Below are 26,545 nucleotides of genomic sequence, written 5' to 3'. Positions count from 1 at the left end.
AACCTGCAACCTCAAACCTTCTGGTAAACCGCATGCACCCAGATTGCGGCTGCTGCGCAGTCGAGCGGGAGCAAGCTCCCTCGCCACAAAGCGCTCACTGGTCACAGAGGTTGTGGTGTTTTCGAGAGAGGGTGGTCGTTCATGAGCGCGTTGCCCTACGCCTGGGCCAAGGCCCAACGGATCCTGCTGCGCACTGGGGAAGAGGGCGCGGTGTTGACGGTGTGTCCGTCGACGCCGGGCTGGTCGATCAGCGAAGTGCGGCGTCAGTTCGGCCCGGCACGGCTGGAGCGGGTGCGCGACGAAGAACTGGACGGCTTGCTCGCCAGTGCCTATGCCGACACCGGCAGCGCGGCGGCGGTGGTCGGCGCGGCAGAAAACGAAGTCGATCTCGACCGGCTGATGCAGGACATCCCGGAAATCACCGACCTGCTGGACACTCAGGACGGCGCGCCGGTGATCCGCATGATCAACGCCTTGCTCACGCAAGCGGCGCGGGACGAGGCCAGCGATATTCACATCGAACCCTATGAAAGCCATTCGGTGGTGCGCTATCGGGTCGACGGCACGCTGCGGGATGTGGTTTCGCCGCGCAAGGCGCTGCACGGTGCATTGGTGTCGCGGATCAAGATCATGGCGCAACTCGACATCGCCGAAAAACGCCTGCCCCAGGACGGCCGCATTGCCTTGCGCGTGGCCGGGCGGCCGATCGACATTCGCGTGTCCACGGTGCCCACCGGCCATGGCGAACGGGTGGTGATGCGCCTGCTGGACAAACAGGCCGGGCGCCTGCAACTGGAAACCCTGGGCATGGACCCGCAAGTGCTGGCCAAACTCGACCACCTGATTCGCCAACCCCACGGCATCGTGCTGGTCACCGGCCCCACCGGCAGCGGCAAAACCACCAGCCTGTATGCCGCGCTGGCACGGCTGGACGCCAGCACCAGCAACATCCTCACCGTTGAAGACCCGGTGGAATACGACTTGCCGGGCATCAGCCAGATTCAGGTCAACGCCAAGATCGACATGACGTTCGCCCTGGCGCTGCGGGCGATTCTGCGGCAAGACCCGGACATCATCATGATCGGCGAGATCCGCGATCTGGAAACCGCACAAATCGCCGTGCAGGCCTCGCTCACCGGTCACTTGGTGTTGGCAACCCTGCACACCAACGACGCGGTGTCGGCGGTCAACCGGCTGATCGACATGGGCGTCGAACCGTTTCTGCTGGCGTCATCGATGCTTGGGGTACTCGCGCAACGCCTGGTGCGACGGCTGTGTCAGCACTGCAAACAGCAAGACCCGGCCGCCCCCGGCACCTGGCGCCCGGTCGGTTGTGCCGCGTGCAACCACACCGGCTACAGCGGTCGCACCGGCATTCACGAACTGTTCTGCATCGACGATGACATCCGCACGCTGATCCATCAGGGTGCCGGCGAGCAGGCCTTGAGAGCCGCCGCCCGCGAGGCCGGGATGTTCAGCATGCGTGAAGACGGCGAGCGCTGGGTGCGCAGCGGTGCCACCGCGCCGGAAGAAATCCTTCGCGTGACACGGGACGCCTGATGAACCGCTACCGTTTTGAAGCCGCCGATGCCAACGGCAAGATCGAGGCCGGCCATCTGGAAGCCGACAGCCAGAGCGCGGCGTTCAGTGTATTGCGCAGCCGTGGCTTGACGGCGTTGTTGGTGCAGGTCGAGAGCAACACGCCGGCGGGCGGTGGCAGCGGACTGTTCAGCGCCAAACTCTCGGACAACGACCTGGCCTGGGCCACTCGGCAACTGGCGAGTCTGCTGGGTGCGAGCCTACCGCTGGAAGCCGCGTTGAGCGCGACGGTGGAACAAGCCGAACGCAAACACATCGCCCAGACCTTGAGCGCGGTGCGCGCCGATGTTCGCGGCGGCATGCGCCTGGCCGAAGCGTTGGCGGCGCGACCACGGGATTTCCCAGAGATCTATCGGGCGTTGATTGCGGCGGGCGAGGAGTCCGGTGACCTGGCCCAGGTGATGGAGCGGCTGGCCGATTACATCGAAGAGCGCAACAACCTGCGGGGCAAGATTCTCACCGCGTTTATCTATCCTGGTGTGGTGGGGCTGGTGTCGATTGCCATCGTGATTTTCCTGCTGAGTTACGTGGTGCCGCAGGTGGTCAGCGCGTTTTCCCAGGCGCGGCAGGACCTGCCGGGGCTGACCTTGGCGATGCTCAATGCCAGTGACTTCATTCGCGGCTGGGGCTGGTTGTGTTTCAGCGTGATGGCGGGCGGGTTCTGGGGCTGGCGCCTGTACTTGCGCAACCCGGCGGCGCGTTTGAGCTGGCACAGTCGAATCCTGCGTTTGCCGTTGATCGGGCGCTTCGTGCTGGGGCTGAACACCGCACGTTTTGCCTCGACCCTGGCGATCCTCGGTGGCGCCGGAGTGCCGTTGTTGCGGGCACTGGAAGCGGCGCGCCAGACCTTGTCCAACGACCGCCTGAGCTTGAGCGTCAGCGACGCCACGGCCAAGGTTCGCGAGGGCGTTAACCTGGCCGCTGCGCTGCGGGTCGAGAAAGTCTTCCCGCCGGTGCTGATCCACCTGATCGCCAGCGGCGAGAAAACCGGCTCGCTGCCACCGATGCTCGAGCGCGCCGCGCAAACCCTGTCCCGGGACATCGAACGCCGGGCCATGGGCATGACCGCGTTGCTGGAACCGTTGATGATCGTGGTCATGGGCGGCGTGGTGCTGGTGATCGTCATGGCGGTGCTGTTGCCGATCATCGAGATCAATCAGTTGGTGCAGTGAAAGGCATGGCTGAGTTCTGGTCGGGAATTAAACGAAGGCGTTTAACACACATCTCCAGACACTCTCTCAGGCTACACATTCTTGCGTCGTTGCCTACGACTACGCCAGAATCCGCCGGCTAGTGCGCCTGTGGCCCGGGCTATATCGTTTCCCTGTCGCTGAAAAACAGCGATCGGGTTTGGTAGCCCGACAATTAGGCGCATAGCGCCACCATTGCAGGCCTTTTCAGGTCTCAGTTTTATGGTGGCCATGCGCAGGGCTCCTTCGGGAGCGCCGGGTCCTAATTGCCGGTCTACCAACCCGCGTATGGCCACCACCTTTCGTTTGGTAGCGAGGGTGACGGCTCCTTAATTTCAATTAGGAGTTTCATCTATGTTCAAACCAACGCCAAATCCTCCGGCACCCGACGACGTTTCCCCCTACGAATCCCTCGATTCGAAAAGACTCCACGAAGCCGCCGACCGCGCCCTCGACCACTACCTCAAACCGCCCACCCCCAAAGACACTGCGCGCAAACCCAGCACCATTTACCACGTGGGTGCGAAGGTCGATAACGAAACCCTGCTGGTCAACGCCTGCGAATCCCTGGCATCGGCCAGCATGATGCTCAGTGAGTTCGCCGGGTTAATGGACATGCCCCATCGCAACATAATGTTGGGGATTCAATCGGTGGTCATGCTCGGGGAGTTGGCGGTGAACCGGGTGCTGGATAACCTCGATCCGCAAGGCTGACGAAAGTCTGGGGTGAGAGCACTTATTGTGGCGAGGGAGCTTGCTCCCGCTCGGCTGCGCAGCAGTCGCAAAGCCTGGGCATGCGGTATGTCTGAAACACCGCGATCGCCGGGATTGGGGTCGCTGCGCAACCCAGCGGGAGCAAGCTCCCTCGCCACAAAAGCATCTGTGCATGAGCAAAATGAAACATGGCCCGAAACAGTCTGTGTGAAAACGCACTGATGGTGGTTTCTGTAAATGGGTCATGGCACAACACGACAAGATTTTGTTCACCCACACAAAATTATTTTCAAGCCTCGCACCATCACCCGAGCCATCCTCGGGTTCGCCGTTCTGTCATGTACAACGCCCCATCAAGCCCTCCAGCCGAGCTTCGGCCAAACCGCTGAAAATCTCGCGGCAAACACCGTTGAAAGCCCCCGCGAACACCCGAGAATTTGCCGAAAAATCAACCTCCGGCTCCCGAGGTTTTTTCCTTTATCTGTCACTGGAAGCTGCGAACTTCTGACCCATGGCCTCACCCCATACGCCGTCCAACCCTCGCGGTTCCGGGCACAGCACTTGAGCGCCATGGCGTCATGCACGAGCAACTCACCCAACGTACGAACACGACGAAAGGAGATTCTTCATGTTTAAGCGCAACGTTCTCGCGGTATCCCTGACCCTCGCTGCCCTGTGCTCGGCACAGGCTGCAATGGCTGACATCAACGGTGGTGGCGCGACCCTGCCACAACCGCTGTACCAGACCACTGGCGTACTGACCACTGGCTTCGCCGCCTACATCGGTGTCGGCAGCGGCAACGGCAAAGCGGCCTTCCTGAACAACGACTACACCAAGTTCGTGGCCGGCACCACCGGCAAGAATGTGCATTGGGCCGGTAGCGATTCCAAACTCAGCGCCACCGAACTGAGCAACTACGTATCGGCCCATGGCGCTGCCTGGGGTCCATTGATCCAGGTGCCTTCGGTGGCCACTTCGGTCGCCATTCCGTTCAACAAAACCGGCACTGCCAACGTTGATCTGAGCGTCAATCAACTGTGCGGCGTGTTCTCGGGTCGTCTGACTGACTGGAGCCAGATCACCGGTTCGGGCCGTACTGGTGCGATCAACGTGGTTTATCGTGGTGAAAGCAGCGGTACTACCGAGTTGTTCACCCGTTTCCTGAACGCCAAATGCGCCGAGACCGGCACCTTCGCCGTCACCACCAACTTCGCTTCCAGCTACAGCGGTGGCCTGCCGGCCAATGCTGTGTCCGCGGTCGGCAGCCAGGCAGTGATGACGGCCTTGAACGCTGCTCAAGGTCGCATCACCTACATGAGCCCGGACTACGCGGCCACTACTCTGGCTGGCCTGAGCGACGCCACCAAAGTCGCCAAGGTTGCCGGTGTTTCGCCAGCGCCTGCCAACGTGTCGGCAGCCATCGCCGCCGTCGCTGTGCCTGCCGCTGCCAACCGCGCCAACCCCAACGCCTGGGTTCCAGTGTTCGCCGCCACCACCAGCCCGACCGATCCAAGCGTCGTGGCTTACCCAGCCACCGGCTATCCGATCCTGGGCTTCACCAACGTGATCTTCAGCCAGTGCTACGCCGACGCTGCGCAAACCACGCAGGTGCGCGACTTCTTCACCCGTCACTACAACGGCACGGCAGCGAACAGCAACGACGCAGCAATTACTGCCAACCGCTTCGTACCGCTCCCAACGGCCTGGAAGTCCGCCATCCGTGGCAGCTTCGTGACCGCAACCAACGCTCTTAGCATCGGCAACACCAACGTCTGCAACGGCATCGGTCGTCCGCTGTAACACCACATCTGAGCGACACGCAACACCGATCAGCAACGGCGCAAGCCGTTGCTGATCTCTTTGTAGTTAACGGTGGTCGTTTCATACCCTTCAGCTGCGCTTACAGCTCGGGTTGCTCGGGCCAGGCGCAGCATTCCAAGACAGGAGTCTTGTCATGCTCAATCATTTCTCCAAGGCTGTAGCATTGTTGTGCAGTGGTATATGCGCGCCGTTGGCTATGGCAGATGTCAATGGTGGCGGCGCTACTTTGCCTCAGCTGCTTTACCAAACGCCCGGCGTGTTGACCGCCGGTTTTGCACCTTACATCGGTGTGGGCAGTGGAGCTGGCAAGGCAGCGTTCCTGAGCAACGACTACTCCCGGTTCGTGCCAGGCGACACCAGCAAAAATGTGCACTGGGCTGCTAGCGACTCGAAGCTCACCGCTACCGAACTGAATACCTACGTCAGCGCTCACGGTGCGACCTGGGGGCCATTGATCCAGATACCGTCGGCAGCCACGTCGATTGCTATTCCTTTTAATAAAGCAGGGACTGCTAATGTCGATTTGAGCGTTAATCAACTGTGCGGCATCTTCTCCGGACGGCTTACTGACTGGAGCCAGATCACCGGTGCAGGCCGTACCGGCGCGATTACCGTTGTTTATCCTCAAGGTTCCAGTGGCACTACGGAGCTGTTTACCCGTTTCCTGAATGCCAAGTGCGCCGAAACCGGGACGTTCGCCGTCACCACCAACTTCGCTTCCAGCTATAGCGGCAGCTTGCCAGCCGGTGCGGTATCAGCAAACGGTAGCCAAGGTGTCATGAATGCGGTTAACGCGGGTCAAGGTCGTATCACCTATATGAGTCCCGCCTATGCGGCGTCGACGTTGGCCGGTTTGGATGACGCGACAAAAGTGGCTCAAGTTGCAGGTGTTTCTCCAGCACCAGCGAACGTCAAGGCAGCCATCACCTCGATTCCCTATCCCGCTGTTGCCAACCGTGCCAACCCAAACGCCTGGGTGCCGATATTTGCGGCAACCACCAACCCCAACGATCCAAGCGTCGTGGCGTACCCGACCACAGGCTACCCGATCCTGGGTTTCACTAACTTGATCTTCAGCCAGTGCTATGCCGACCCCACCCAGAGCGCGCAAGTAAGAGACTTCCTCCGTCGCCATTACATCCCGCACCCTCCCGTCAGCAATGACCCCGCTATCACCGCTAACCGCTTGGTTCCATTGCCACCCGCTTGGAAACTGGCGGTTCAGACCACCTTCTGGTCGGCTACCAACCCGTTAAGCGTTGGCAACCCCAACGTCTGCAACGGCATCGGTCGTCCGATGTAAACCACTTTGGAGCGATCCACAACATCAATCAGCAATGACCGGGGTCGTTGTTGATCTTCGCGTGGCACCCGCACCAACACAGCCATATGAAATTTTCATGACATCCGTTCGGTCCCGAGCGGTTGTAACTGCCTATCCCCTATAACCAACGCTGGCAGCCTGACAGCACTGCGTTGCGCCCCCTTAGAGCAAACCGAAAGGATGAGTAGGATGCTGCGCTGCAAACCCCAGACGAACCTGAATGCTCCACGTCGCGATGGCGAGTTGTCGATGTTGCGGCTCAAGCCGCTGGCCCAGGTCATTGCGTTGTTGATGGTGGCCGGCAATGCCCATGCGGCGACGGCGTTCAGTTCAGCCTGGTTTGCCGACAAGGGCGCGTCCCAGGCCGGTGGCGCGGGGCGGCCCACGACGGCGCAGCCCGGCATGCCGCCACCCTTGGCGCAGCAGCAACGGGCCAATGCGCAGTTGCAACGTTCGCTGACCAACCTCAACAACACCGTGGCCGCCATCGCGGCTCAGCAGGCGGCCCAGGCTGCGGGTAGGCAAGCTGCGCTCGGCCAGATTCAAGTGGTGTCCGATGGTTTGGGCGATGGCGGGCTCAAGGTCGATAACAGCCTGACCCAGGGTTGGCTCAACGCCAAGGGACCGCAGCAGACCCAGGCCGATGGCAAGACCACGGTGAAGATCGAGCAAACCGCCGACAAGGCGATTCTCAACTGGGAAACCTTCAACGTCGGGCGCAACACCACGGTGGATTTCCAGCAGCAGTCGGACTGGGCCGTGCTCAACCGGGTCAACGATCCCCTGGCACGACCGAGCCAGATCCAGGGCCAGATCAAGGGCAACGGCACGGTGATGCTGGTCAACCGCAACGGCATCGTGTTCAGCGGCAGCAGCCAGGTCAACGTGCGCAACCTGGCGGCGGTGGCGGCGAACATCAGCGATGAGCAATTCAGCCAGCGCGGCTTGTACGTCGATGCCACCGGCAGCCAGCCGACCTTCACTGACGCCGCCGGCAAAGTCCAAGTGCAGCAGGGCGCGCTGATCGAAACCCACCGCGCCGCCACTTCCACCGCGGGGGGCGGCTATGCCTTGTTGTTGGGTTCCGAAGTAGAGAACGCCGGGTCAATTATCACCGCCAAGGGCCAGACCACCCTGGCCGCGGGCGACAGCTTCTACATCCGACGTGGACAGGGCACCAGCGGCAACCTGCGCTCCACCACCCGTGGCAACGAGGTCGCGACCTCGCTCAAGCCGGGGAGCAGCGCCGGCACGGTGATCAACAGTGGCCTGATCCAGGCCAGCACAGGCGATATCACCCTCACTGGACATCGCGTGCAGCAGAACGGCGTGGCCGTCGCCAGCAGTTCGGTGGACACCCGTGGCACCGTGCACCTGCTCAACGCGGCGAGCGACAGCAGCGGCAGCGTGACCTTGGGGCAGGGCAGCGCCACGGCGGTGCTGCTCGATGCCGCGGGCGGCAGCGCCCTGGACAGCCAGCGCAACGCCGGGCCCGCCGGTCTGGATGGCACGCCGAACAACCTGATCAGCGGCCAGTTCAACAACCTCAGCAGCGTGGTTGACCGCAGCGATCAGTCGCGGGTCGAGATCGTCAGTGGCGGCAGCGTCGACTTTCAGAACGGCTCCATTACCCTGGCCACCGGCGGCCAGGTCGCGGTCAGCGCCACCGGTCGCAGCCTGGTGCGCGATGGCGCGGTGATCGATGTGTCCGGCGCCATCGGCGTCAAGGTGGCGATGGAATCCAATTCCATCAAGGTCAATGTGCAGGGCAACGAACAGCGTGATGCGCCGGTGAACCGCGAAGGCGGCAAGCTGACCAACAACGATGTCTGGGTGGACGTGCGTGACTTGATCTACGTGCCGGCGGGCACCAATGGCTACGCCACGGATCGTTGGTACACAGCAGGTGGCTTGCTGGAGGTTGGTGGTTACCTGGGCACCCGAGGCCACAGCGTTGGCGAATGGGCGGCCCAGGGCGGCACCCTGACGTTCACCGGTAACGACGTGGTGACCCAGCAAGCGGCGCAACTGAACTTGTCCGGCGGCACTTTGGATGTGCAGAGCGGCTACCTACGCCAGTCCTGGCTCAAGGGCCCCAACGGGCGCTTGTATGAATTGTCCCGGGCGCCAGGGGACATCCTCTACACCGGTATCTACAAGGGCTACGAAGACCACAGCCAGCGCTGGGGCCAGACCCATTACTACTACAACCCGCTGATCGCTCCTCGAGAGCGCTTCGAAGCCGGCTACACCGTCGGCCGCGATGCCGGCAAGCTGGTGGTGTCGACCCGCAACGCCTTGCTGGAAGGCCAGATCGTCGGCGAGGTCTACCAGGGTGAACGCCAGACCCAGGCGCCGAACCTCAACCTCGATGGCTACCAGCAATCGCAAAACGCCGTGGCCCGACGGGCCCAGTTGTGGGTGGGCAGCTACACGCCGATCTATGACAAGACCAGCGGTGTGATCAACAGCGGCCTGAACCCCACCTTTGATCAGGTCACCGTCGGCAAGGTAACCGACAAGATTGCCGCGGGCCTGGACCTGACCTCAGTGGTCGGCAGCGACCGGCAAGGCAAGTTGGTGCTGGATAACGCGCTGCTCAATGGCTTCCAACTCGGGGCAGTCAAGGTGGCGGCGCTTGAGGGCATTAAGGTCGATGGTGCACTCAAGGTAGCCGATGGCGGCGACATCACGCTTTATGCACCGCAGATCGAAATGAACGCCGACCTGACGACCCGAAGCGGTCGCATTGCCTTGGGTAATGTGCTTAAACAGATCAGAACCGATAATTTCCAGATGGAAGACGTCGTGCTTTCGCCCGCCACAGATCAGCGTGCCGCGGTCAAGTTGGGTGAGGGCGTGACGTTGAACACCGCTGGCCGGTGGAGCAACCTGCTGCTCGATGGCAACGACCGCCAGGGTCTGCCGTTCATCAATGGCGGTACCGTGTCCGTACGCAGCAGCGGCGACATCGATGTGCACCAGGGCAGCGTGATCGATGTCAGCTCTAGTGCCGCGGTCATGGCCAATGGCAAGGCCCGTGGCGGCAAGGGCGGTGATTTGACCCTGACCGCCAGTACCGGCGCATCGTCCGGTAACGGCGCCTTGAACCTTGACGGTGAACTGCGCGGCACCGGAGTGAGCGGTGGCGGGACCTTGAAGCTAGCGGCCAATAAAGTGCTGATCGGCAACAGCGGCTCGCCGCTTGAACCGGGCACCTTGCAACTGGGCGGTGACTTCTTCGACAAAGGCTTCTCGGCCTATGACATCACCGGTAACGAAGGCCTGACGGTGGCCGACGGGACCCGGCTCGATGTGACGATGCCGGTGTACCGTTTTGGCGAGCAGGCGTTGAGCACCGGCAGCGATGCAGAACCGGCTGATGCTTTGCGGCGCTGGACGCCGGAGCTGTATCAGGAAGACGCGATCAAAGGCGTCCTTACCCAGCGTCGTGGTGCGAACCTTAGCCTCACTGGCGGTAGCGCGAACTCCAGCGCCGCCGGCATGGCGAGCACGGTATTGAATCTGGGTAAGGGCAGCGTGATCAGCGTCGATCCGGGCCAGAACATCGATGTGCGTAGCATCGGTCAACTGACCGCCAATGGTACCCTCAACGCCTGGGGCGGTCGGGTCAGTCTTACCGAGTTGAGCGTCAGCGATACGGTCCGCGATCAAGTCAATGCCCAGGGCCACGGTCGTTCCATCTGGCTTGGTGAACAAGCACTGATCGATGTATCGAGCCGGGCCGTAACAGCTCGGGACATGCGCGGTCAGACCTACGGCCTGGTGCGCGACGGCGGGCAGATTGTCATCGGCGGCCAGATCGATGCCGCGAAAGGATCGACTTCGGCGTCCGAATTGTTTGTGGTGGTGCGCGACGGTGCGCGTTTGCAAGCGGATGGCAGCCAGGCTGTGCTGGATATTCCAGGCCAGGGGCGTACGTCTGTGGCAAGCAGTGGCGGCAGTATTTCCCTGGCGTCGGCCAATGGTCTGTACCTGGACGGTTCATTCAGCGCCCGTTCGGGTGGAACAGGGGCCGCCGGCGGTAGTTTGTCGGTAGCGCTGGAAACGCCCTATTACCTCAAGAGTGCGGTCAGTGACCGGGTGTTGAAGGTGCGTGAACTGGTGCTGGCGCGCGCTGCCCAGGCGAGCCCACTGAGCGATACGGCTGAAACCTCGGCAGACTCGCTGGTCTATGGTCACGGGCGGTTAGGTGTCAATCAGGTCCAGGCCGGTGGTTTCGATAGCCTGTCCCTGTTAAGCAACGGCCTGATGAGCGTCGATGGCGACCTGTCGATGTCCCTTGGCCAGAGCCTGAGTCTGTACGCCCGCAGCTTTGGATTGAGTGCAACCGCGCCAGCCAATACCCGGGTCGAGCTCAATGCACCCCATGTGTTGATGGCACTTGCGACAGGGCTGGCGACGACTCGACCGAGTTTTGACCCCTATACCCGGCCAGTGGTCGATGGCGGCGGGGTGTCGCGATTGGCGAACAAGGCGGTGTTTTCCGTCAACGCGGACCTGCTGGATGTGCAGGGCAGTGTGATGTTCAGTAGCAAAGGCACGGTGAGGCAGGCCGACGGCAATACCGTCGAGCTGGAACGCGCCGGTTTCGACCGGGTTCAGCTACGCAGTCGGGGTGATTTGCGATTCCTGGCAGGGCTCTCCAGTGAGGGATTGCCTACGGGCTTTACCACCCAATTGCTGACCCCTTCGGACATGGTGTTGCAAGCGGCGCAGCTGTATCCGGCGACCGGGGTTGGAGCACGGGTGTTGGCGGGGTATACAGGTGCCAGTGCCCCTGTCTATGACCCGGAACGCAGTCTGGTCATTGAGCGTACTACCCAGGTCACACCTGCAGTGCCTTATTCGGCATTTGGCCGCTTGCAACTGGGCAGTGCGAAGATTGAGCAGGGCGGGGTGGTACGGGCACCGTTGGGGTTGATTGAAGTCGGCATAAACGATGGCTTGGGTACCACTGATCGAGTGGAGCTGTTACCGGGAAGCCTGACTTCGGTCAGCGGCCTGGGGCTGGTGCTGCCTTATGGCGGCACTGTCGATGGCCAGAGTTATCAATACGCTGGCAAGAAGGTTGTGTTGCTAGGGCAAGGCGCGGTGCTCTCCGACTATGGTGACCTGAATATCGGCGTGATTCTCGGCGGCAAGTCGGTGGCGGCCCAGGAAGGCTCAGTGCTCGACCTCTCTGGTGGCGGTGAATTGCTCGGCGCCGGTTTTATCTCTGGCAGAGGCGGTTCCACCGATGTTCGCTTCAACCCGCTGGTACAAATCGGTGCTAATGGCGGTTTCACCTTACCGGGGCTGTCCAGCAATCCGGTCTATGCCATCGTGCCGGGTAACCAGAGCCAGTATGCGCCGGTCGCCCCTGAGGGGGGCGCGGTGGATCTGAGGGTAGGTCAGCAAATCACCATAGGTGCCGGTGTGCCCGGGCTGGCTGCCGGTACCTACACCCTGATGCCGTCCACCTATGCTTTGCTGCCGGGAGCATTCCGGGTGGAGGTCAACGGTTTGGCGGGGCAAGGCTCCACTTCAAGCGCGCAACAGATGCGCAACGGTTCATGGACCACCGCCGGCGTGCTGTCGGTGGTCAATACCGGGCAGCGCAACAGTTTGTCCAGCCAAGTCATCTTGACCTCGGGAGATGTGCTGCGTCGCTACTCGCAATACAACGAAACCAGCTACGCCCAGTTCGCTGTGGCCGACGCCGCGCGTTTGGGCGTTCCCAGGGCTTTGTTGCCGGTAGATGCCAAGACGTTGAAGTTAAACTTTGCAAAAGGCGCCGCAGATCAGGCCTTCTCCTTTAAGGGCATCGGCAAGTTCGCGCCTCAGACCGGGGGGTACGGCGGAACCGTCGCGGTGGTCGCCAGCAATGGTACCGCGCTGGAGGTGGTCGCCGAAGGGTGGGGGGCCACGGCCGGCTTCGAGGGCGTGACCCTCAATGCCGAAAGCCTCAATGCGTTGAATGCTTCGCGTCAGGTGATTGGCGGCCAGTTTTCGGTGCTCTATGGCCAGGGTGGCAACTACATCACGCCGCAAAGGGTGTCCCGCAGTGTCGCGCTGCGTGAAGGTGCGACCCTGTCGGCGCCTGAGGTATTCCTCCTGGCCGACGGCGGCGAACTGTTGGTGGAACAAGGCGCCGCCATCAACACCATCGGACGGGGCAAGGCCGCTTACGATGTCCGTGATGGTTTTATCTATAACCTCAATGTGAAGTTCCAAAACTATAGCTTGCTGGCCGCCTCCAATGGCTTGCTCAATGTATTGGCCCCTTTGTCAGGTACCAGTGGCACGGTCAACATCGGCGGGTGCAGCCTGACACCGTGCAACGGCGTGACCCGGATTCACTCCGAAGGCAGCATCGTTGCTGCGTCCGGCAGCAGCCTGGAGTTGGACGATCAGGTGCGTTACGGCACCCGTCACCTGACCCTGGCCCTGAGCAACATCAACGTCGGCACCGCCCAGGCCCTGAGCAACGCGGCGACGCGCCAGGTCTTGCCGGCGGGGCTGACCCTGAGCCAGACCGTGCTCGATCGCCTGTTGCGCGGGGACACCGAATACGGTGCTCCGGCCCTGGAAACCCTCGAATTGTCGGCCAGTCAGGCGCTGAATTTCTACGGCACCGCCAGTCTCGACACCTTTGACCCGACAACAGGCAAGTCGCGCCTGAATAACCTGATGCTCAGCACCCCGGCCATCTATGGCGCCGGCAGCGCCAATGACGTGGCGACCATTCGCACCGCCAACCTGATCTGGAACGGTGCCGTTGGCGCGCCGGGTTCGGTGATTGCCGGCGGTGCCGGCACCGGTGCCGGTCGCCTGGATATCCAGGCCCAGCGCATCGAATTTGGCTACGGTGATTTCACCCAGCCTGGCTCGGTCACCACCCTGGACCGTCTTGCACTGGGATTCGCCAACATCAACCTCAGCGCCAGCGAACACCTGACGGCCAACCACAAAGGCAGCCTGGCGGTGTATCAAAGCCAAGGGGCCTATGACGCGAAAACGGGCTACGCCTACAGCGGCGGCAACCTGAATATCCTCACTCCGTTGCTCACCGGTGAAGCCGGATCGGTCAACCGCATCACTGCAGGCGGCACAGTCAATGTAACGGGCACAACCGCTAAGCCGGGCACCGTCCCCGGGCTTGGCGGCGAGTTGTCCCTCAAGGGCCAGAGCCTCAACCTGGCCAGTGCGGTGGTGCTGCCCAGCGGCAAGCTGACCCTCAGCGCGACGGATGACCTGACCCTGGCTGATGAGGCGATAATCGATGTGGCGGGGCGCACGGTAACCTTCAACGATGTCACGCGTTACAGCGCCGGTGGCGAGGTGATCCTGCAAAGCCAGAACGGCAACATCCGCCAGGCCGATAGCTCGAGCATCGACCTCTCGGCCCTCCACAACCAGGCCGGTCGGCTCAGTGCGGTGGCCCTGGGCGGCGCGGCCGGAGTGGTCGATTTACAAGGGCGTATCCTCGGCAGCAGCACGGGCGAATATGACGCCGGTGGTACCGCCATGCCGTACCTGGCCGGTAGCGTGGAAATCCAGGCCCAACGCCTGGGCGGTAGCGGCAGTCTCAGTGAGCAGTTCGCCGCGTTGAACCAACGGTTGAACGACGGGCAGGTGTTTGGCTCCCGCAGTTTCCAGCTCAAGCAGGGCGACCTGGTGATCGGCAACGAACTCAAGGCCTCAACCATCGATGTATCCCTGGACAACGGCAGCCTGTTGGTCAACGGCACGGTGGACGCCAGCGGCGAGCGGGTCGGCAGCATTTATCTGGCCGCCCAAAATGTCCTGACCTTGAGCAGCGGTGCTGTGCTCGACGCCCATGGTCGACGCCTGCGTGTAGACAGCTACGGCAAGATCATCGATTCGCCGAACCGGGCCATTGTCGACCTGACCGCCAGGGAAGGGCGCCTGACCCTGGGCAACGGTGCCCGTATCGACCTGCGCCACGGCACCGAGATCGCGCTGGGCGGCGCGCCCGGCATGAATGACGGTCGTGCTCGCGGGACGTTGCAGCTCAATGTACCTCGATTGGGTGGCGTGTCGGGTGGCGACGTGGCTGTCGATGCCAGTGGCGCCCTGGATATTCAAGGCGCCCGCTCGATCTCGCTGGTTGCTATGTGGCAATACAGCGACGCGCCGCTGATCGACGTGCCGGCGGCCAGCGGTAGGCCTTATCAGGTCATCGATCAGGCCTGGTTGGACGAATTCGCCCATAAGGACAACACCGCCTTTATCACTAACGCCCTCGGCAACAACGATCTGTTGCAGCGCAAACTCGCCGGGTTGAACAACAGCCGCTACCGCGACGTGTTGCATCTGCGCCCCGGCGTGGAGGTGGTGAGTGCGACGGCCGATGGTGACCTGGTGGTCCAGGGTGACCTGGACCTCTCGCGCTATCGCTATGAGAGTCTCAATCCGCATAACGTTCTGAGCGGAGTCTACGGCTCCGGCGAATCCGGCAGCCTGACACTGCGGGCCGGGGGTGACCTGAACATCTACGGCAGCATCACCGACGGGTTCGCCCAGCCGCGGGCCAGCAACGATGACAAAGGCTGGGTGCTGTTGCCGGGCATTGATTTCGCGGCGGGCGATATCGTTGTGCCCGGTACCGGCGTGACCCTGGCGGACGATACGGCGTTTCCGGCGGGCTCGGTGCTCAACTTCGACGTGCCGCTCAAGGGCGCGACCTTGGCGGCGGGAACACGTCTGCCGGTCGCCGCGACGCTTGATCAGCCACTGGTGCTGCCGGCCGGTACGGTGCTGGCCGCGGCGGTGCATGACGCCTTGGGTAACCTGTTGTTCGCGGCCGGCACCTTGTTGGCTTCGACTCAGACCCTCGAGGCAGGAACAGTGCTGGGGGCGGGTAGCCTGCTGGGCAGCAGCGCAACCATCGGCAGCCTGATCTGGCCTAAAGGCGTTGCATTGCCAGGCATTGCGGACGCGCCCCATGGCTTGACCAACGTCCTGCGTCTCAACGGCCCCCTGGGACTGAGTGTGGGTTCGAAAATTCCTTCAGGTACAGACATCAAACTGCCGGCCGGTGTCGAGTCGGTGCAGTTGCGTCCGGAAGTGGCGGGGAGCAACTGGGCCATCGCACCGATGCTGGCAGAGGGCTCGCAGTCGTGGTCGTTGCGCCTCGTGGCGGGCGCCGATACACAGGCGGCGGACAGCCGGGTCGTGCAGCCTGCATCGGCCCGTGGCGATCTTCATCTGGCTGACAGTCATTACGGTGTATTTGGCGTGCCAAATATGGTGTGGAGCGAAGCAGGATCGCTGGAGTTTTTTGGTGACACCAGTATGGTGGGGCAACCCGTGGACTTCGTTGGGTTCGGCGATCCTAATCTGTGCATCGACGACCCGTCTCGCTGTGAAGAGGATGGTCCCCCCGGATATAAGCCGGGCAGCCAACGCTGGAGTGTCATTCGCACTGGCACGGCAGACCTTGAGTTGCTATCGGCAGGTGATCTGAAAATGGATTCCCTTTATGGGGTCTACACCGCCGGCAGTTCGGCCAACGCAACCTACGCCGGCGATCCATACAACCAGCCCAAGGCACTGGGTGCAGAAGGTAAAGTGCTCAATGACGATACAGGCGAAAACGAGCAATTCGTGGACGGCGGCGTCAACAGTGTCTATCGCGCTTGGTACCCTGACTCAGGCGGCAACCTGACCCTGAAGGTCGGCGGTGACTTGATCGGCAACGCCATGGATGTTTCCAGCAGCAATTATGGGCGGCCCAACCTGCTCGACAGCGGCTACGACACGGTCAACGTCGGTAACTGGCTGTGGCGTCAAGGCAACGGTTCAGTCGCCACGGGTACCGGGGCACAACCATCCGCGTGGTGGATCAACTTTGGTAGCTACACCGCTGCGCAGGATCCCGTCAATGCTGACCTGATGGTTGGTTTTACCGGCTTCGGTACGCTGGGTGGGGGCGATCTGAATGTTCAAGTGGCGGGTGATGCTGGTGTGCTCGATCAAATGGCGGGGAGTCTTCTTGAGCCGCGCAGCAACCGCCGCAGTCAAGGACTGGTTCTTGCCGTGGGCAGCACCGGGCGGGTAGGTGCCGATGGGAGTTTGCAACTGACCGGCGGTGGTGATCTCAATCTGCGTGTGGGTGGTGCTTTGAATCCCGAGGGCCTGTTCGTGAACGGGCATCTGAACGGCGCGGTCATCAACCTGCGGGGCCACGCGCAGATCGACAGCGGCGCCATTGGTCGAATCGACCTTCAATACGGCAATGCTGTCGCAGTACAGTCACCTGGAGAAACGCGGGCCTACGATTCCTTCAAATCCACACGAGGGTTTGCGACCGGTGGACTGACCCTCATGCCGGGCGATGCTGCCTTCGATCTGACGACTTCAGGCGACCTTGTGGTGATGGACGTCGCCGATCCGGGGCGGGCGCCGATGATGAGTGCCTCACGCTTCGAGGACGGTAACACCAACGGATCGGGCGTCAGTTGGTTCACGCTGTGGACGGCCAATACTGCGGTCGACTTGTGGTCGTCGGGAGGTAACCTGACGCCTCTCACCTTCAGCACCGCAACGGATCTGGCGGTGGTCTATCCGTCCATCCTGAGAGCTGTGGCAGCCAGTGGCAGCCTTTACTACGGGAAGTCCTCGGAACTGTATGACAGAGGCTATAACGGCGTCAATCGTCCAGCCCTGTTGCTTGCTCCCGGCGTCAATAGTGAACTGCAATTCATGGCCGGCGATTCCATCTACGGCGGCGATATGTCGGTCAGTCGCTCCGGAGCATCGTCTGCAGCCCTGGCCACACCGTTCAGGCCGGCCTTTGTCGGTATCGTCGATGGTTTCGTCATAAAGGCCAGCAATCTTTCAGCCGATGGTAACTTCGCGCGCCCTGATGCGAACATATTGCCGCTGCTTGCCTTCGACACCAGCAGCGCTTCCAGCGAATGGGCCCTTAATGTCGATCCTGCTCGCTTCTATGCGCTTGAAGGTGACTTGCTGGCAGTCGCCACTGGACGGTCGATGACATCAGTCTCTACGGGCAGATGGCCGGGGCGAATCGCGTACGAAGGCGCCGGACCTGTACGGATGATGGCTGGGCGAGACATTGTCAGCAGCAGCATACCGCTGGGCGGGTCTCTGAATGAGAACCCCGACGTGGGTAATTACACCAGCGCCGGCAACCTCTTCATCCACAACAATCCAACCGACATTTCCATCGTGTCAGCCGGGCGCGACATCCTCTACAGCAGCTTCAATGTCGCCGGCCCCGGCCTGCTGGAAATCACCGCCGGGCGCAATATCCTGATGGACGACAAGGTCAGCATCACCAGCCTCGGCGCCGTGGTGCCAGGGGATTCGCGCCCCGGCGCGAGCCTGGTGCTACAAGCCGGCGCGGGCCTCAACGGCGCGGATTACGAGCGCTTCGTCAAGGCGTACCTGGACCCGGCCAACCAGGCCCTGGCCGGTGTGCCCCTGGCGAACCAGGACGGCAAGGTCGCCAAGACCTACGAGGCGGAACTGGTGGACTGGCTGGAGAAACGCTTCGGCTTCAGCGGCGACACCGAACAGGCCCGCAGCTACTTCGCGACGCTGCCGGCCGAGCAGCAACGGGTGTTTGCCCGCGATGTGTACTTCGCCGAGCTCAAGGCCGGTGGCCGTGAGTACAACGAAGTGGGCGGCGTGCGCCAGGGCAGCTACCTGCGGGGCCGGGAGGCCATCGCGCTGTTGTTCCCGACCAAGGATGTGGCGGGCAATGCGATCACCTACAAAGGAGATATCACCATGTTCGGCGGGGCGGGTGTGCACACCGATTTCGGCGGCGGCATCCAGATGCTCACGCCGGGCGGCGGGCAGACCTTCGGCATCGAGGGTAACGCGCCGCCGTCCACCGCCGGGGTCATTACCCAGGGCGAGGGCGATATCCAGTTGTATGCACAGAACAACATTCTACTGGGGCAGAGTCGGATCATGACCACCTTTGGCGGCTCGATCCTCGGCTGGTCGGCCCAGGGCGATATCAACGCCGGTCGCGGTTCGAAAACCACCGTGGTCTATACGCCACCCAAACGTCTGTACGACACCTGGGGCAATGTGACCCTGTCGCCATCGGTGCCGAGTACCGGCGCGGGGATCGCCACGCTCAATCCGATTCCGGAAGTAGCGCCGGGTGACATCGACCTGATCGCTCCGCTGGGCACCATCGATGCCGGCGAGGCGGGGATTCGGGTGTCGGGCAACGTCAACATCGCGGCGTTGACCGTGGTGAACGCGGCGAACATTCAGACCCAAGGCAAGTCGACCGGTGTGCCGATGACCGCTTCGGTGAACACCGGGGCGATTACCTCGGCCAGTTCCGCGGCGTCGTCGGCCACCCAGGCGGCGGAGGACGTGGCGCGTCAGCAACAGGCTGCGGCGCGGCAGAATCAGGCATCGGTATTCACCGTGCAGGTGTTGAGCTTCGGCTCCGAGCAACTGGCGCCGACCCGCGACGGCGCCAGCCGCACGCCGGAGGCCGGGTACAACCCGAACAGCCCGGTGCAGGTGTTGGGGGCCGGGGCGCTGGATGAGTCGGCGCGCCAGCGCTTGACCGAGGAGGAGCGGGGCAGCCTCACCCTATAGAACTCTCGTTGTAAATTTTGGGCGACCTTCGGGTCGCCCTTTTTTTTGCGAATCCGGCGAGTGTAGTAGGAGCGGGCTTTCCCGCGAAAGCGGTGTATCAGGCGACATCAATGTTGACTGTATCGACGTCTTCGCGGGCAAGCCCGCTCCTACGGGTTGATCTGACCCTCTTTTGAAATGAAGCTTTTGTGACAAAAGTTCGGTAGCACATCGCCATTCCGGTCATGCCTATGTGACGCGCTTGAGGGGGCCGCGAGGCCACTTTTCCAGCCGAGGGCGGGAAGCCGGGAGTGAGGCAATGGGGACTATGGAACGCTACTCGAAAGTGGGCATGCAAGAACTCGATCAACGCCTGTCGAAGATCGTCGAAGCCGCGCGCAAGAAGCCGGTTTCGGTCTATCGCTACGGCGCGCCGTGGGTCTGGATCGTGTCCCAGGATGACTGGCAGGGCGCCTTGAAAGAAGTGTCCAGCTACATCCCGCCGGGTCATTCACTGGTGTTGCTGCGCCCACAAATCGATGACCTGCTCGAAGAGCACCGCGACATCTTGCACGGCCTCAACGCCGAGCCCGGCATGCTCATCGCCCCGCAAACGGTCATGCACATCCTGCTGCTGCAGCTGCTCTATTCGGTGCCCAGCGAGCAGCAACTCTACGAGCAGCTCAATTACAACCTGCTGTTCCGCTGGTTCGTCGGCCTGGACCTGAACCAGAAGGTCTGGAGCTTCAACGTCTTGAACCGCGACATCGCCACGCTGCTGAACAACCCGCGGGCGGTGCAGCTGATCCAGAAAATCATTGGCGAAGTGTTCTGCGGTGCCTTGCTGCAAATGCCCGAGTTCTCCTTGAACTTCGCGCTGCTGCACACCTGGCTGGGCAAACACGCCGCGACGTCGACAACAAGCAATTGAGTGGGCCGAACGCTGGGCAAACAGCGACGGTCATTTCGAATTCAGGGGGTGGTGTGGAGCATCTTTTCAAGTCACGGCTGGCGCTGTGGGGCTGGCTGCTGGTGGCGGCCGGTGTGCAGCCGGTGTTCGCCGAAGATTCCGAAACCGCGGCGTCGACAAAACTGGTCGATGTGAACGAATACTTCGTGCGTGGTAACACCGTGCTCGACGCTCGGGCGATTGAAGAGGCGGTGTACCCGTTTCTCGGTCCGCAAAAGACCCTGAACGATATCGAAGGCGCCCGCGAAGCCTTGCAGAAGGTTTATCAGGCCCGTGGTTATCAGTCGGTGTTCGTCGAGTTGCCGGAGCAGAAGGTCGAGGACGGCATCGTTTATCTGCAGGTCAGCGAAACCAAGGTCGGCCGGGTGCGGGTGGTCGGTGCCAAACACTATTCGCCCGTGGACATCCGCGAAGACGTGCCGGCCCTGAAGGAAGGCGAAGTGCCGGACTTCAGCAAGGTCCAGGGTGAGCTGGCGCAACTCAACAAGACCCCGGGCCGGCAGGTGATGCCGCTGGTGCGTGAAGGTCAGCGCCCCGGCACCATGGACGTGGACTTGCAGGTCGAGGACCAGAATCCGTGGCAGGCCAGCGTCGGGCTGAACAACGATTACAGCGCCGACACCGAGAAACTGCGCGCGGTCACCAGCCTGGGTTACAACAACCTCTGGCAATTGGGCCACAGCATCTCGCTGACTTACTTCACCGCGCCCCAGGACACCGACAACGCCAAGGTCTGGTCCGGTTCCTACACCGCGCCGTTGAACGAGCGCTGGAGCGTGCAACTGTCCGGTTATCAATCCGACAGCAACGTCGCGACCATCGGCGGCAGCAACGTGTTGGGCAAGGGCCATTCCTACGGGATCTCGGCGATTTACACGCTGCCGTCCAGCGGCAACTGGTCCAACTCGTTCTCGGCCGGCATCGACTTCAAGGACTTCGACGAGCGCCTGACCCTGGCTGGCGAGAGCGATAACGTGCCGCTGCAATACGCACCGTTCACCTTCGCCTACAACGGTTTTCGCTACACCGAAAACTCCCAATTGGGCCTGGGCCTGAGTCTGGTCGCCGGCACTCGCAGCCTGTTCGGTTATGGCAGCTCCGACGAAGACTTCGACTACAAACGCTACCGCGCCAGCCCCAGCTTCGCCGTGCTCAAGGGCGACACCAGTTACACCTTCACCTTCGGCAACGACTGGCAGACCGCGAGCAAAGCCGCGTTCCAGTTGGCGTCCGGGCCATTGGTATCCAACGAGCAATTCTCGGCCGGCGGCGCGACTTCGGTGCGCGGTTATCTGGCTGCCGAGCGCACCGGTGACGACGGCTACCTGTTGTCCCAGGAGCTGCGTACGCCGTCCCTCGCCAAGTACCTGGGCGCTTACGTCCAGGAATGGCGTTTCTACGCCTTCGCCGAAGGCGCCCAGTTGTACCTGCGTGACGAGCTCCCCGATCAGGACGCCGATTACGCCCTGGCCAGTGTTGGCCTGGGCACCCGCGCGAGCTTGAGCAAATGGCTGTCCGGCAGCGTGGATTGGGGCTACCCGCTGCTCGAAGGGCCGAACACCTCGAAACAGGAATCGCGCCTGCACTTCAACCTGCAAGCGACATTCTGAACCTACGGAGTAATTTTTCATGCAGCGCTTATTCATCGCTTTCCTGATCTGCCTGGGCTTCGTGCTCCCGGCCACCGCCCAGGCCTGGTGGCAAGACGACTGGCATTACCGCAAACAGATTTCGGTGGACACCACGCCCCAGGGCGCGGCGATCAACGAGACGCTGGGTCGCACCGCGCTGCTGGTGCGCTTGCACACCGGCAACTTCACCTTTGATGGCGTCAAGGAGGACGGTTCGGACCTGCGCTTCGTCGCCGCCGATGACAAGACTGTGTTCAACCACCAGATCGAAAGCTTCGACCCGTTGATGGGCATGGCGCTGATCTGGGTCGATGTGCCTGTCATTACCGGCGGTCAGCGCCAGGACCTCTGGATGTATTACGGCAACCAGAAAGCCCCGGCCACAAGCAACGGTCAGCTGACCTTCGACCCGAATTTCACCGCGCTCTATCACTTCGACGGCGCCAACGGCACACCGCCCAAGGACACCACGGCCTACGGCAACACTGCGCAAAGCGCTACCGGCGCGAGCATCGACGGCGTGATGGGGCGGGCGTTGCAGTTCAGTGGCCAGCCGTTGCTGCTGCCAGGCAGTCCATCGTTGCAGCACAACGCCGGTAGCGCGTTCACCTTCAGTGCCTGGTTGCGTCTGGATCAGGCCAATGGTGAACAGCTTGTACTCGTGCGGCGGGAAGGGGCGAACAGCCTGTTGCTGGGTCTGAGCCAAGGCACGCCGTTCGTGGAGATCGACGGCCAGCGCGCCGTGTCCACTCAACCGTTGAACCCCGGTCAATGGCAGCACCTGGCGCTGACCGCCGAGGGCAGCAAGGTTTCGCTGTACGTCAACGGGCGTGAAACCGCGAGCCTTGCAGTAGCGATGCCGGCGTTCAATTCAATCATGGCCATCGGCGCCGATCTGCCGAGCGAAACCGCCGGCACGTATCAGCCATTCACCGGTGCCATCGATGAGCTGCGCCTGTCCAAGGTCGTCCGGCCTGCCGCGCAGTTGCTGGCAGACGCCAATTCCCAGGGTGCCGAGTCGAAACTGCTGGCTTACGGCGTCGATGAAGAACAGTCGGGTTACGGCTTCGGCAGCCTCGGTTTCCTGCTCAATGCCGTGCCGATGGACGCCTGGGTGATCATCGCGGTGCTGGTGCTGATGATGTTCCAGTCGTGGGTCATCATGATCCGCAAGAACCGCATGGTCAGCCGCCTCAGCGCCGCCAACGAAGCGTTCCGCGAGCAGTTCGCCACGGTCGGTACGCGCCTGGAGATGTTCGCCGACGATCAGGACCTCGCCCAGCGTTTGCAGCACTCGTCCCTGTGGCGCTTGTATCAAGTCGCGGTGAAAGAAATCCGCACCCGCCGCGAGCAGGGCGCCGACACCTCGTCAGTCTCGGCCGCGACCATCGAAGCGATTCGTTGCTCGATGGACGGCGTGCGCACCCGCGAAAACCAGGCGCTCAGTTCAAAACTCTCAACGCTGTCCAACGCCATCGCCGGCGGCCCGTACATCGGCCTGCTCGGCACGGTGCTGGGGATCATGGTGGTGTTCCTCGGCACGGCCATGGCCGGTGACGTCAACATCAATGCCATCGCCCCAGGCATGGCCGCTGCGTTGCTGGCCACCGCCATGGGCCTGTTCGTCGCGATCCCGGCGCTGTTTGGCTACAACCGGCTGATCACCCGCAACAAGGAAGTCAGCGCCGACATGCGGGTATTCGTCGATGAGTTCATCACCCGCCTGGCGGAGATGCACGGCGAAAGTCAGTCCAGTGAAGCGGCCCATCGCCGTGGTCATCACACCCACGCATCCGTCCCGGCCTGAGGAGTACTGACATGGCTAGCGTCAATACCTCCCACGACGATGACGATGATGCGGCGGTGGACAGCATCAACATCACGCCCTTGGTGGACGTGCTGATGGTGGTGCTGGTGATGTTCATCCTCACCGCCACCGCCCAGGTGTCCGGCATCCAGATCAACCTGCCCAAGGCCAGCGCTTCGGTGTCGCTGTCCGAAGCCAAGACCAAGGCGATTTCGGTCAATGACGGCGGCCAGGTGTTTCTCGATGCCTACCCGGTGACCCTGGGTGAGCTCGAAGACCGCTTGCGCATCGAAAAGGCGCAGAACCCCGACTTCCCGGTGATCGTGCGCGGCGACGCCACGGTGCAGTACCAGAAAGTCATTGAGGTGCTGGACCTGCTGCGCCGGCTCGAACTGTCCCAGGTCGGTCTCGTCACCGGCAAACCGACCCAGGGCTGACCATGACCGCACAACTCCCCATCCGCCCGTCGCCCGTCAAGCCGTCGCCCCTGCGCTTTGTGAAGTGGGGCGCCGGGTTACTGCTCGCCGGCGTGGCTGCGTGGTTTCTCTGGCAATGGGCCAACGACATGAGTGGCGTGCGCCGGGAAGCCCCGAAGGTGCCGACGATTATCCCGTTGCCACCACCGCCGCCTCCGCCCCCGGAAAAGCCACCGGAGCCGCAAACCCCCGTGGAAGAAAAAATGGTCGAGCCTGAACCGACCCCGGAACCGGAGGCGGTCAAGCCCGAAGAAGAGGCGCCACCATCGCCCGCCGATGACCTGGCCAACCCGATGCAAATGGACGGCGACGCCCAGTCCGGCAATGACGCCTTCAATATCGGCGCCGGCAAGGGCGGCGGCATGGCCGGTGCCGGGGGCGGGCGTGTGGGCAATGGCACGTACAGCCAGTTTTTGGCGTTCACCTTTCAGCGCTTGCTGCGGGAAAACCCGGACCTGCGCAACCTGGCTTTTTCGCTGCAGACCGACGTCTGGCTGAGCAGCGTGGGCGAGATCACCCGGGTCGAGCTGGTGAAGTCCAGCGGCAACCCGGAAGTCGACGCCCAGGTGCTCGCCGCGTTGCGCGGCGCGCCGCATTTAACCGAACGGCCACCGGCCTCCATGACCTTGCCCGTGCGCCTGTCCCTGCAAGGGCGGCGTCCGGGTTAACCGAACATTTTCAGGTTTTGCCAAAAGGAGTTGTGTGCAGATGATTTCCAACGTGAATCGATTGTCCCTGGCGGTCGGGATGGTCATTGCGACCCTGGTCGGGCACGCAGCGGCAGCCCCTGCGCCCTCGGAAAACGCCACGATCAATCTGATCCGCTTGCTGGTGCAGCAAGGTGTGTTGAAGCAGGAACAAGCCGACGGCCTGATCGCTCAGGCGGAAAAAGAAGCGGTGCAGGCGCGTCAGGCCAGCACTGCCGTCGCTGCTGGCCCAGCCGCCGCCCCCGGCGATGTACGGGTGCAATATGTACCGGCCGCGGTGCGCGATCAGATCCGCGATCAGGTCAAGGCTGAAGTCATGGCCACCGCCAAACAGGAAAACTGGGCCCAGCCCAATACCTTCCCGGACTGGGTTTCGCGCATCAGCTTCGACGGCGACATTCGCCTGCGCGACGAGTCGCGCTACTACTCGGGCACCAACAGCAACGAAATCGTCGACTTCGCCAAGCTCAATAACAACGGTCCGTACGACGTAAACCCCAACAGCAGCACCAGCCTGCCGCCGTTGCTCAACACCCGCGAAGACCGCGAAAACCTGTTTCGCCTGCGGGCGCGACTGGGCATGAAAGCAGTGATCTCGCCGGAATGGACCGCTGGTATCCGCATCGGCACCGGTTCGGACAACAACCCGGTGTCCACCACCCAGACCCTCGGCGGCGGCTTCGGCAAAAAAGACATCTGGCTCGATCAGGGTTACCTGACCTGGAAGCCGTCCGATCAGTTGACGTTGACCGGCGGGCGGATCGCCAATCCGTTCTTCTCCACTGACATGCTCTATTCCACCGACCTGAACTTCGACGGCGTGGCTGCGATTTTCGACCACAAGCTCAACCGTGATTGGGGCCTGTTCGGCACCGTCGGGGCGTTCCCGGTGGAGTACACCAACGACACCAGCAGCAGCAACGGTTTCGACAAGGAAGAGAGCGACAACAAGTGGCTGTACGGCGCGCAAATTGGCGCCAACTGGGCGATCAATTCCAGTAACCGCTTGAAAGGCGCGTTGGCCTACTACCGTTTCGACGACATCGAAGGCCAGCGCTCCAGCCCTTGCGAACCCTGGGCCGGCGCACCGGGCTGCGACACCGACGGCAGCCGCTCGGCGTTCATGCAGAAGGGCAACAGCGTGTTCCTGCTGCGCGACATCACGCCGAACCCGCTCAACCCGTCCACCACGCCGCAACCGCAATTCGTCGGCCTGGCCTCGGAATTCAACCTGCTGGACCTCAACGTGGTGTGGGACACCGACCTGCCGGAAGACTTCAAGCTGCGCAGCCAGGCCAACTATGTTCATAACCTCGGTTACGACGAAGGGGAGATGCGCAAACGCTCGGCGGGGCAGATTGTCAACAACCTCGACAGCAATGGCGAAGTGGAAAGCGGCGCCAATGCCTGGATGGTGCAGTTCACCCTCGGCAACTCGCTGGACTTGAAGAAGCAGGGCGACTGGAATTTCTTCGCCGGCTACAAGTACATCCAGCCGGACGCCTTGCCGGACGGTTTCAACGACTCGTCGTTCCACCTCGGCGGCACCAATGCCAAGGGCTATTTCCTCGGCGGCAACTACGGTCTGGCCAAGAACGTCTTCGCCACCGGTCGCTGGTTGAGTTCCGAAGCGGTGTACGGCGCGCCATTCGACATCGACGTCTTGCAGCTTGAAATCAACACGCGCTTCTAAGGCGCAGGGAGA

General features: G+C 62.2%; 12 protein-coding genes. All 12 read left to right on the top strand.

Going from position 1 to position 26,545, the window contains the following annotated elements:
• Positions 1-141: 141 nt before the first annotated feature.
• The 12 genes from gspE to PSH88_RS16110 all read left to right on the top strand — a co-directional run bounded on the left by gspE (position 142) and on the right by PSH88_RS16110 (position 26,533).
• Positions 142-1,560 carry a type II secretion system ATPase GspE gene (gspE, locus tag PSH88_RS16165; protein WP_305421505.1) on the top strand — a complete coding sequence of 473 codons (1,419 nt, stop codon included), beginning with the start codon at positions 142-144 and terminating at the stop codon, positions 1,558-1,560.
• A complete protein-coding gene (gene gspF / locus PSH88_RS16160) occupies positions 1,560-2,771 on the top strand; it encodes a type II secretion system inner membrane protein GspF (RefSeq protein WP_305421504.1) in 1,212 nt (403 codons plus the stop codon). The genes gspE and gspF overlap by 1 nt, the downstream gene beginning before the upstream one ends.
• Before the next feature lie 372 nt (positions 2,772-3,143).
• Positions 3,144-3,503, top strand: coding sequence for a DUF6124 family protein (locus PSH88_RS16155; protein ID WP_305421503.1), 360 nt, complete (start codon positions 3,144-3,146; stop codon positions 3,501-3,503).
• A gap of 628 nt (positions 3,504-4,131) precedes the next feature.
• Positions 4,132-5,304, top strand: a complete 1,173-nt coding sequence (locus PSH88_RS16150) for a substrate-binding domain-containing protein (protein WP_305421501.1) — start codon at positions 4,132-4,134, stop codon at positions 5,302-5,304.
• A 154-nt stretch (positions 5,305-5,458) separates the two neighbouring features.
• Entirely contained in the window at positions 5,459-6,628 is a 1,170-nt protein-coding gene (locus PSH88_RS16145) for a substrate-binding domain-containing protein (RefSeq protein ID WP_305421500.1), read from the top strand.
• Between the two features lie 210 nt (positions 6,629-6,838).
• Positions 6,839-19,270 (top strand): filamentous hemagglutinin family protein, encoded by a 12,432-nt coding sequence (locus tag PSH88_RS16140; protein WP_305483298.1) that lies wholly within the window; start codon positions 6,839-6,841, stop codon positions 19,268-19,270.
• Between the two features lie 298 nt (positions 19,271-19,568).
• Complete coding sequence (locus PSH88_RS30485) at positions 19,569-20,180, top strand: transposase (protein WP_370694650.1); 612 nt, start codon at positions 19,569-19,571, stop codon at positions 20,178-20,180.
• A gap of 53 nt (positions 20,181-20,233) precedes the next feature.
• Positions 20,234-21,829: a ShlB/FhaC/HecB family hemolysin secretion/activation protein gene (locus tag PSH88_RS16130; RefSeq protein WP_305421499.1), complete on the top strand. Its 1,596-nt coding sequence runs from the start codon at positions 20,234-20,236 to the stop codon at positions 21,827-21,829.
• A 19-nt stretch (positions 21,830-21,848) separates the two neighbouring features.
• The gene (locus PSH88_RS16125) at positions 21,849-23,657 is read left to right on the top strand and encodes a DUF2341 domain-containing protein (protein ID WP_305421498.1); all 1,809 of its coding nucleotides are present in this window, start codon (positions 21,849-21,851) and stop codon (positions 23,655-23,657) included.
• Positions 23,658-23,668: 11 nt separating this feature from the next.
• Entirely contained in the window at positions 23,669-24,094 is a 426-nt protein-coding gene (locus PSH88_RS16120) for an ExbD/TolR family protein (protein ID WP_305421497.1), read from the top strand.
• Positions 24,095-24,096: 2 nt separating this feature from the next.
• On the top strand, positions 24,097-24,801 hold the full coding sequence (locus PSH88_RS16115; RefSeq protein ID WP_305421496.1) for an energy transducer TonB family protein: 705 nt from the start codon (positions 24,097-24,099) through the stop codon (positions 24,799-24,801).
• Between the two features lie 40 nt (positions 24,802-24,841).
• Entirely contained in the window at positions 24,842-26,533 is a 1,692-nt protein-coding gene (locus PSH88_RS16110) for a putative porin (RefSeq protein ID WP_305421495.1), read from the top strand.
• Positions 26,534-26,545: the final 12 nt, after the last annotated feature.

Origin of the sequence: Pseudomonas wuhanensis (genome assembly GCF_030687395.1) — a bacterium.
Lineage (GTDB): Bacteria > Pseudomonadota > Gammaproteobacteria > Pseudomonadales > Pseudomonadaceae > Aquipseudomonas > Aquipseudomonas wuhanensis.
Note: the sequence above shows the minus strand (reverse complement) of the source record. Positions and strands in the feature narration are given on the sequence as shown.

Bases quoted from the DNA above. Each gene is read 5' to 3' on its own strand.
- PSH88_RS30485 (WP_370694650.1), top strand. From the start codon at position 19,569: ATGGGGACTATGGAACGCTACTCGAAAGTGGGCATGCAAGAACTCGAT.
- PSH88_RS16140 (WP_305483298.1), top strand. From the start codon at position 6,839: ATGCTGCGCTGCAAACCCCAGACGAACCTGAATGCTCCACGTCGCGAT.
- PSH88_RS16125 (WP_305421498.1), top strand. From the start codon at position 21,849: ATGCAGCGCTTATTCATCGCTTTCCTGATCTGCCTGGGCTTCGTGCTC.
- PSH88_RS16120 (WP_305421497.1), top strand. From the start codon at position 23,669: ATGGCTAGCGTCAATACCTCCCACGACGATGACGATGATGCGGCGGTG.
- PSH88_RS16145 (WP_305421500.1), top strand. From the start codon at position 5,459: ATGCTCAATCATTTCTCCAAGGCTGTAGCATTGTTGTGCAGTGGTATA.
- PSH88_RS16150 (WP_305421501.1), top strand. From the start codon at position 4,132: ATGTTTAAGCGCAACGTTCTCGCGGTATCCCTGACCCTCGCTGCCCTG.
- gspE (WP_305421505.1), top strand. From the start codon at position 142: ATGAGCGCGTTGCCCTACGCCTGGGCCAAGGCCCAACGGATCCTGCTG.
- gspF (WP_305421504.1), top strand. From the start codon at position 1,560: ATGAACCGCTACCGTTTTGAAGCCGCCGATGCCAACGGCAAGATCGAG.
- PSH88_RS16155 (WP_305421503.1), top strand. From the start codon at position 3,144: ATGTTCAAACCAACGCCAAATCCTCCGGCACCCGACGACGTTTCCCCC.
- PSH88_RS16115 (WP_305421496.1), top strand. From the start codon at position 24,097: ATGACCGCACAACTCCCCATCCGCCCGTCGCCCGTCAAGCCGTCGCCC.
- PSH88_RS16110 (WP_305421495.1), top strand. From the start codon at position 24,842: ATGATTTCCAACGTGAATCGATTGTCCCTGGCGGTCGGGATGGTCATT.